Annotated in this window: 6 protein-coding genes; 3 read left to right on the top strand and 3 right to left on the bottom strand. The window is 58.3% G+C overall.

From position 1 onward, the window contains the following. Window positions 1–360: 360 nt before the first annotated feature. Window positions 361–1680: an adenylate/guanylate cyclase domain-containing protein gene (locus tag JQ609_RS32605; RefSeq protein WP_212276728.1), complete on the bottom strand. Its 1320-nt coding sequence runs from the start codon at window positions 1678–1680 to the stop codon at window positions 361–363. Window positions 1681–1932: 252 nt separating this feature from the next. Next, window positions 1933–2739: an IclR family transcriptional regulator C-terminal domain-containing protein gene (locus JQ609_RS32600; RefSeq protein ID WP_212276727.1), complete on the bottom strand. Its 807-nt coding sequence runs from the start codon at window positions 2737–2739 to the stop codon at window positions 1933–1935. 196 nt (window positions 2740–2935) lie between these two features. Here JQ609_RS32600 and JQ609_RS32595 point away from each other — a divergent pair, with 196 nt between their 5' ends. Further along, the gene (locus tag JQ609_RS32595) at window positions 2936–3871 is read left to right on the top strand and encodes a tripartite tricarboxylate transporter substrate binding protein (protein ID WP_212276726.1); all 936 of its coding nucleotides are present in this window, start codon (window positions 2936–2938) and stop codon (window positions 3869–3871) included. A gap of 199 nt (window positions 3872–4070) precedes the next feature. Here the strand turns inward: JQ609_RS32595 and JQ609_RS32590 are convergent, their stop codons facing one another. Then, a complete protein-coding gene (locus JQ609_RS32590) occupies window positions 4071–7397 on the bottom strand; it encodes an AAA family ATPase (protein WP_212276725.1) in 3327 nt (1108 codons plus the stop codon). Between the two features lie 925 nt (window positions 7398–8322). On the opposite strand from JQ609_RS32590, the gene JQ609_RS32585 reads away from it, so the two are divergent. Then, a complete protein-coding gene (locus tag JQ609_RS32585; protein ID WP_212276724.1) occupies window positions 8323–8748 on the top strand; it encodes a hypothetical protein in 426 nt (141 codons plus the stop codon). 258 nt (window positions 8749–9006) lie between these two features. Then, entirely contained in the window at window positions 9007–9453 is a 447-nt protein-coding gene (locus JQ609_RS32580; protein WP_212276723.1) for an ester cyclase, read from the top strand. Window positions 9454–9508: the final 55 nt, after the last annotated feature.

Raw genomic sequence — 9508 nt, 5'->3', positions numbered from 1 at the left:
GCTCGATAGAGGCCAGCGCATGCTTGAGCTTTGGAACAACTGGTACGACACCCTGGCCTCGGTGGAGGCGCTTGCCAGCGTCATCGTCATTGTCCTGGTGGCTGCTGGCGCTATTACGCTGGCGGAAAGTCGGCGGCGATAAACGCGTCCGACAAAAGATTGAGTTGGGGGCGCGTCGGCAAACCGGTCATTTAGACCAGCCTAGGAAGAAGTTTGCTCAGCAAATCAACGCGCGCCACTTCCGCTCAGGGGTCATTCGCGTCAGTTTGACCGGACCACGGCGACTTCCGGTCTACCCCGGTGAACGGACATTCTCAGGATAGGCGGGCATGTCTCAAAGGTGCCAACAACAGACATGTACTAAGCGCTCGCAGCAAATAAATCCCATCGACCCGGCAGGCCCTTGAGTTCACGCGTCCCGCGCTCGGAGAATTTCAGACCCGCTCCGGCCACCAGGTCAGTGACAACTCTCGAAACGAGAACTTCGTTGGACTGACACTGCGCCATGACGCGAGCTGCAGCGTGAACGGCTATTCCTCCGATATCCCGACCTCTGATTTCAATTTCGCCGGTATGGAGACCCGCACGTAGCGGCAAGCCCATCTGCTTTGAGGCCGCCCCGAGCGACAAAGCGCAGCGGACCGCGCGGCCCGGTCCATCAAACGTTGCCAAAATTCCATCGCCTGTCGTCTTGACCAAAGTCCCGCGATACTTTTCGACCGTTTGAATGGCTAACTGATCGTGACTGTCCAGCAATCTCCGCCATGCCTGATCGCCTATCGCGGCAGCGCTGCACGTCGAATCGACAATATCGGTGAACAAGACAGTGGCCAGAACGCGGTCAAGATCAGCCGATAAACTCTGGCGATGTCCAGTGACGAACTCCTCGATGTCCCCAAGCAACGCCTCCACGTCGCCAAAAAAGTAAAGATGATCTTGACCAGAGTATTCGATGAATTTGGCATTCGGGATTTGCGCCGCTAGGTTGCGACCAAGCTCGATGGGAACCTGAGCATCCCCTCCGCGATGAAGCACAAGTGTCGGAACTTGTACGTTCGGAAGTATTGCTCTGACATCAATTTGGGCGTTCAATAACGAGATTGCCTTGATCGCTCCGGGGCTGGCTGACAATCGCTGGAACTTGGCAAACTGATTTATGGCGTTCTGATTCGTTGCTTGGCTCGGTGAGAGTGTTTTGATGATATCGCCAGTGCCCCAAAGCTTCACGCGCTGCGCAATTCGTTCCTCTATATCAATCGGCAACATTGCAGACACCGCGAAACCCCCAAAGAGGATCAGGTGGGATACGCGTTCTGGATAGGTTGCAGCGAATAACGCGCCCATCGGGCAACCTTCGGAATGTCCAAAGAGTGTTGCTCGTTTAGAACCGATGGTATCCATGATCGCGCGAACGTCATCCATCCGCTGCTCAAGCGAAGGCGCGTCGGATATTCGATCCGATAGTCCTTGGCCTCTTTTGTCGAAAGTGACGACGCGGGCGAATGTCGAAAGGTGACGGTGAAATGCAGTATAACCGGGTATCTCGTGCATGAATTCAACATGCGAAACGAGACCGGGAACGATGATGATATCGACAGGTCCCGCACCCATCGTCTGATAAGCGATATTGACGTCGCCGCTGAGAGCATAGCGCGTCTCAGGTAAAGCAAGGTCATTCATGTTGGCCTCCCCCGAACCACCGGGCGGGTCGCAAAGATTGCCAGGAGCGTCAAGCGCACTGGATGCAGAGCATATCAGCCTGCAAGCATCCCGCTATAGCGAATGTCCGCTCCGGGTCAATCGCTTCGGTTGACGGTCGGCCAGCCACTTCCGGTCTACCCCCGCCAACGGACATCGCCAGATCGGCCGGGCTCTTCCGCTTCGTGCCAGTAACAGACAATCGGCTATGCGCTAGCCCGCTCTTGAACAGACTCAACGACGCGCGCGCTTTCGCAACGAGTCCACGATTTCCACCGAGGCCGCCTGAAGATCCTGCAAATACAGCGCCGCAAATGCTTCTACGCTAAAGGCGGGGCGCAGCCACAGCATATTGATGGCGCCAATAACTCTGCCGCTATCTTGCAGCGGCACCGCGATCGCCAGCAGACCATCCGCATGGGGTGGCTCGCCATAATGTCCTCCGACATGGATTGCATCGCGCGTTCCGTATCCGCGTGCCCGTGTCTCCGCCAGAATCGCGTTCAACCGTTCGGGTTCGCGCGCCAGACGGTCCTCGGGCCTGGAAGATGAACGCAGCAAATTGATCACGCGCTGTCGTTCCTTGGCGGGACAAAAAGCAAGATAAGCCCTGCCGACGCCACTAAGTAGCCAGTTCACCCGCCATCCGATGCGTTCCTGCTGCAACAGAAAAGGACTCCGGGTTCGGGTGGTTTCCCGTATTTCCATGTGATCTCCCGAGGGCACCATCAAATCGGACGGCCACGAGGCGCGCTGACAAAGTCGTTCCAGCACCGGCGCAGCGGCTTCCGCGATGCGGTCGCGATGCTCGCGGCGCGATGGCGTGTGGGAAAGGTTCGATCCGATACGATAGCGTCCGTCAGCGACGCGCCTTGTAACCACCGCCGATCGCGCCAGCGTATGTAGAATCCGTAACAAGCTCGGCTTGGAGATGCGGGTGAGGGTGTGCAGTTCGTGCAGCGACGAGTCCGGCTGCATTTGCAACGCCTGAAGCACGCGCAGGCCACGCTCCAGACTTTTGATGATAGGACCATCGACCATCGTATTGCCCAGCTTTTACGTTCCTCATTGCGGAACGTAGCATTCCACAGCGCGGAATGCACGTCGATTTCGATAGCCCGCCCGCACCAAATGGGCCGACAGTGGCGATGTCGCGAACCGCGATCCCCAGCGCAGGAGTTCGATCCATGATCCAGCTATCGATCCGCCCGTTGCTCGCCTTTGTTACAGCACTCGTTTGGGCCGCCAGTGGGATTGCGGCTGGGGCACAACAGCAATCCTTTCCTTCCGGGACAATCCGTTTCGTAGCCCCGAACTCTGCGAGCACGCCCCCCCCGACATCATAAGCCGCATCGTCGCCAAGGAGTTATCAGAAGCCGAAGGTTGGCGTGTGATTGTGGAGAACCGACCGGGTGGCGTGACTACGATTGCAGCCAATGATGTTATGACCCAGCCGGCGGATGGGCGCTCTCTTTTTGCCATGTCAGTGCCGTCAGCCGCTGCGCCATCACTGGTTCCAAATATCCCATATCATTTCGACACTGATTTCGAGCCGGTGATTAAAGCTTCGGTGTCCTACAACGTGCTGGTAGTAAATCCGTCAGTGCCGGCGAACACCGTCGCAGAACTTGTCGCACTTCTAAAAAGCCAGCCTGACAAACTAACGTTTTCCTCCGGGGGATTCGGGACACCCGCGCATCTCATCGGTGAACAATTCAAACTGCAGACCGGCGTGCGGGCGCAGCACGTGCCTTATCAGCAATTTCCTCAGGCCATTGGTGATCTGCTCAACGGCACCAACGCATTCATGTTTATGACCATGCTGCCGGTCATCAATCTGATCAAGACCGGCAAGCTGCGTGCGCTGGCCGTTACAGGACCGAAACGCGTGCCGGCGCTCAGTGAAGTCCCCACTATCGTCGAGGCAGGATTTCCTTCGCTCGTCGTGGAGGATTGGACCGGCTTTGCGGTGAAGCGCGGGACGCCCAAGGAAGTCGTCGCGCAACTCAACGTCGCCATCAACAAGGCGCTCGCCAAGCCCTCCGTTCGTGATGCCTTTGCAAAGCTGGGCGCGGAAGCCGCCGGTGGAACCCCCGATGGGCTTCACGACATCGGCACTGGCGATCTTGATGAATGCCGAAAGCCTAGCACTTCGCGTTCGGGTAGCGAATGATAATGGCCTCCGGTTCGGCCTCGATAGCTGATCAGGGCGACATCCGGGTCAATCGCGTCGGGTTTACGATGTCCGAGCCATTTCCGCTGTACCTCCGATAGCGGCGGTGTAGATCGCGGGACTTGCATTTGTACCAACAACAGAAGACCATCTGCTTCGGAGGCTGCCTCAATCCACGCACCCGCGCGGAGGCGCGAATCTATCGGCGCAACGTTTGCAATGCCTTTCGTGCGGCAACGAGGTCGACGATTGGGTGTTTGGTGTCGAATGCGTCGATGATGGCACGCAGGCGCCTCTCACCCTCCTGAACATCACCTTGGTCGGCGAGAACTGATGCTAGTTGTGCTGTAGCGCGGAGCTCGAATAGTCGCGCTTCCTGCCGCTTGGAAATAGCAATCGCTTTTTCGAAGAGGCGCACCGCGCCGGTCAGATCATCTCCGCAAGTGGCGATTTGGCCACGAATGCGGATGCATTCAGCCAAGACGCATGCTTCGTCGGTATCGATAACGAGGGCGTCGACCCCATCCAGCAGTTGCGATGCCTCGTCGAGGCGACCCGCCCGCACCAGAAGGTCACACAGCCAGCATGTTCGCTCTGGGGTATGAAATACGACGCCCTGGCCGCGCCAAATCATCATACCCTCGCGGGCATCGTCGATACCGGCATCCAGTTTGCCCAATCGCGAGCGCGCATGGCCGCGCCATATAAGGGCATTGCCTCGCCGGGCTATGTAACCATGCCGTTCGCTGATCTCGATAGCCTTCGTAGCGTTCTCCAGTAGCGCCTCGTTGTGCCCGAGTAGCGCACATAATTCGCACTTAACCAGGAGTGCCCAGGTGATGTCGAAGGGCTTCTCAATCCAGTCGATAGTTTGAACAAACTGCTCTGTCGTTTCGACGGCCTCATCAATGAGACCCATCGCAACCAGCGATCGGAAAAGGTAGGCCTGGATCGCGATGAGTTGATCCGCGCCGCCGCCCATTGATATACGACGGCTGGCGTCAGTCCGATCAATCAGATCTCCGGCCTTACGCAGGGCTTCGATCGCGAAGCGCCATTCTCCCCGATTGAAATGAGCAATCCCCTTTGTCGACCAAAGACCGCTCACATACGCCGGAGGTAGCAGATCGGCGCTATTTTCCAGCCGTTCATCGGCGAGCGTCAGAACGTCGCGATTGCGCCCCGTGGCATAAAAAGACGGACTGAGCGAAAGCACGACTTCACACTGCAATTCGACCGATGTCGTTTTCGCAGCGGCACGACGTGCATCTTCAAGCTCCTGGCCAAGGCGGTTGGAACGATATCCTTCGGCCTGCATCAAGGCAGTGGCCATCGCCAGATGGAGACGTGTTATCCGCTCGGCGCCGCCGGACACATCGCCAAGTCTCTCGCTGCAATTGATCGCATTGGCAAAGTGCGAGACCGCCTCCCGGCTGGCAGCCCTGGCCATGGCGGCCAGTCCCGCCTTTTGCCAGTATTCGAGCGCGCCACCCCAATCGCCGGCTTCCTGAAGATGGTGGGCCACGAGCTCCGGGTTTCGCTCGACCGCATCGGCGCGAAGCTCGACCAGGGCAACCGCGATCTGGCGGTGCCATTGGGCCCGTTGGTTACGAAGAAGGGTCTCGATGGCCGCGTCCTGGATTAGTGCGTGCTTGAACTGATAGGTTTCGCACTGGGGATTTCTTCGCGGATAGATAAGCTCAGCCTCGATCAGGTCGTGCAATGCCCGTTTGACCGTAGCAGCGTCTCGCTGGCTCACCGCTGTTAGAAGATCGGCATCGAACACGCGGCCCAAAAGCGCCGCCACCTGAATGATTTGCCGGATCGGCGCCAGACGATCCAAACGGGTGTGAAGCGCGGCCTGCAAAGTCGCAGGGATCTCGATGGCCGCGCCTAAGCCGAAATTACTCCTACTCTCGGCGACCGATTTGGTGAGCTCTTCGATGAATAGCGGCACACCGTCGGTCTTGGCGACCAATTGCGCCACCATGGCTGCCGGCAGATCATCGGGCGCGACGCCACGAATCATCGTTTCGGTCTCACGGCGGCTGAGCCTGGCGAGCGGCAAGGTCACCATCTGCGACGAGTTCGACCACGGCGCCCGAAACTCCGGTCGGGCGGTCAGCAGAACGAAAAGCCGTTGGGACGACATGTCAGTGAGCATCTGACCGACAAGTTCTGCTGTCGAGGGATCAATCCAATGGGCATCCTCGACAACCACAAGCACCGGGCTGCGCCGCTGCATCGCGGAGCTAATCCGCGACAGGGCAGCGAAGACAGCTCGGCGAACTCGTTCAGGATCCGCTGGGCTCGCATCCCATCCCTGGTCCGCAGAAAGACCCAGCAGCATGGCGAGCGGTTCGACCACATCGGCATTGTCCAAATCGAGATCGCCAAGAAAGTGTCGGAGGCGCTCGCGCCGAGCGACGACGTCATCCTCTTCGCCGGCAAACCCCAGCGCCCGATGCAACTGTTGGATCACCGGCCAAAGCGCGCTGGTCTGATGTTGCGGAGAACAATAAATGACAATCTCGGCGTGCGGCGTTTCGCGAAGCTGCATGCGCAGCGTTTGAAGTAAGCGGGATTTGCCGATGCCGGCTTCTCCCTGCAGCAGCACGGCCTGGCCCTCGCCCTCCATCGCGTTCACCCACCGCTTGGTGAGAAAGCCGAGTTCGGTCTCGCGGCCGACGAGTGGGGTCAGAAATTGTCCACCTCTCGCCTCAAAGCGATTGGGCGCGGCGCTGGGGCGCAGCACCCGATAGATCGCAATCGGTGCGCTGACGCCCTTGAGCATTTGCGGGCCAAGCGGCTCAACCTCGAAGAAGCCGTCCACGAGGCGCCGCGTCGCCTCGCTCATGACCAGGCTACCCGGCGGTGCCAAGCCTTGCAGTCGTGCGGCAATGTTTGGCGCTTCGCCAACGAGGCCATCACAAAGGCGCTTCTTACCAACGCCCATTTCGCCGACCACAACCGGGCCAGTGTGGACACCGCAGCGGGCTTCGAGACCTTCTGTCCCAAGCTCCGTCAATCCAGCCATGATGTCGAGGCCCGCCTGGACTGCACGCTGAGCGGAATCCTCGTGGGCCCTCGGATAACCGAAATAGGCGGTCACGCCATCGCCGATGAAAAGGCCGATTTGCCCTTCGTGGCGCTGAACCACCTCTGCGCATATCTTCTGAAATGACAGCAGCAGATTTCGCAGATCTTCCGCATCTAACATCTCAGCGAGGTGGGTCGAGCCGACGACGTCGCAAAAAAGCACGGTCAGCTGCCGTCGTTCCGCTTCAGTTGCCGGCTCCGTTGTCGGAACGATCGGCGGCGAAACCATTGACGCTGCGTCGGAGAGGTCGCGCAGTCCCTCAATCGCCTGGAGCAGGCGCTTGCGCGCACCCACAGGCAGACCGGCCGCCGTCAGGTCTGACTCAGTCAGTTGGGGCAGGATGTCGAGTTCGATGTCCTGAGCCAGTAGCGCGTCCGCGTAGCGCTCCAGTCCTCGCACCTCAAGCCACTCGCGAAGTTCTGCCATATTATTGGCCCTCGCAGAGTTTCGACGTACGTCTTGGCTATGTATTAGCTTCAGGATACCCCCAAGCACTGCTTCCGTCAGCAATTATTAGCCCATTCTGTCTCCAAGGCATGCGTGCTGAACCTCAACGCGATGTTGGTTATGGGTCAGCTGCGTTGACCAGCATTGATCGCTGTAGCCGCTCGCCCCCTCGGAGGAAACTGCTCATCCAGAGCCTCTATTCGTCTGGCGCCCTTAAGGAGAATGACCGCTCAGGGTCAATCGCGTCATTCTGACCGCCGGCCGCACCTCCGGTCCTTCCCGATAAGCAGACATTCTTCGGGGCCGACGGCATGACTCAAACGTGCCAGGACGTTCCTTCTCGCTCTGCGCGTCATACCGATCTGACATAATTTACTTTGCGCGATGCTAACGAGCGCGCGCTGAATCACTGATAAATCCGATGGATCGAGATCAGCGGCGGCAACAACGGAGCCTGCACCTCCGTTAGTTAGCCCAGCCGTTCTGCTAAACCTCCACGCGTTCATAATTCGTGAATTGAATTTGTCGCCTACCGGATCATGCTTTGCTCTTCGATCCGGTCGCGTGTGACCGAATTTGACATCCATTGATGGATGCCGGGTCACGCCTCTCGGCGCTACGCTGCCCGCCGCGACGCAACGACACGCAACGATTCGAGCCGAGCTGATACGGTTCCAAAGGTAATTAGTCAGCCCCACCTTCACCTTTTTGCGACACGTTAGTGCCTGCCTGAATCCCGTTGCCGCTGGCGACACCCTCGATGAGCCACTCATCGAAGTTTCGAGCCCAGCACGCCACGGATTGCAGCTGGCGGCGTTGTTCGCGAAGTACTTTGATTCCTCAGGTTTCTGCGGCCTCGCGACTGCGATCGCCGCCAATGTCTCGATTTCCGGGAGGGAGAGAAATGCTGAAGCGGTCACTCATTTTTTTCTTAGCGGCTGCCGCGAGCTTCGTCGTCACATGGCCGGTTGTTTGGTTTGTTCTGGATGCTGATCTGCAATTGAAAAAGGCGAATGCCGCTACATCAACCGTGCTATCCAAGGCCGTAGCACCCGAGCCTTTCAAAACGGCCCATGCCGCTAACCAAACGACGACGAGGCTACTTGCACTGGATCAGGCGCAGCATCTCGCTTTCTGGACCGTCGTTCTGAAAAATAAAAGGCAGGCTTGTGATGTTGTTGTTCGGACCAGGTATCAAGGCGGCACTGAATCCGGGGTCGATAACTGGAGCATTGGCTGTCAGGACGGTAACAAATATTCGATAAGGATTAACCAGGACGCGGAGGAGTCAGTCTGCACTCGAAACGCTTTCGCCCGAAGTGCTGAATAGCCTGGTCAATGAGGAGCGTTTCAGCGCGCGGCGACGTCGACTCTGCATGCCAGCGGCTTTCCGCTGCGGCAGCGCCTCGGTGCCAACGTGTGCGAAATCTTCGGAGCGGGAACAGGTCAAATGCTCGCGGTTGAGCTCAGGCGCATCCAATGCAAACTCAGGATGGGCTGGGGGCGATGCTCAGCGCCTAACGCCGTGCCAAAAGCGAAGATACTCTTGCTTTTAGGCGAGGTTTTGGCTTCGGTTGGAGGATCAACCATGGCGAACGTCATTGAAATCGCAAAAGCCGCAATTACCGCATACAACGAGAAGGACTGGAACAAGACGAGAGACTTGTTGGCTGCCGACGCCGTGTATGACGAAAAGGCAACGAACCGTCGCTTGGAGGGCTCCGGTCAGATCATCGAGGCCTTCCAGGGCTGGGCCGCCGCCTTCCCCGACTCCAAGGCCACATTCATACGGGAGTTTGTCAGCGACGATACCGCCGTCTTAGAACTCGTATGGAAGGGCGTTCACACCGGGCCGCTGCAGACGCCGACCGGTGCCATTCCGGCATCGAATAAGCCGATCGAAGTGCCAGCTTGCGAAGTCTTCCGGGTCGAAGGTGAAAAGATTAAGAGCTCGTCGCACTATTTCGATATGCTCACACTGTTGAAACAGATCGGCGCGATGGAAGGTGCAGCGCCTGCAAAGAGCGCAGCATAGGTTGAAATATACCGATCAGAAGATAGGCAGAAGCCCGCCGGTTCATCCCGGCGGG

This window comes from Bradyrhizobium sp. AUGA SZCCT0169 (genome assembly GCF_018130085.1).
Classification (GTDB): domain Bacteria; phylum Pseudomonadota; class Alphaproteobacteria; order Rhizobiales; family Xanthobacteraceae; genus Bradyrhizobium.
This window is presented reverse-complemented; position numbering and strand designations above follow the sequence as displayed.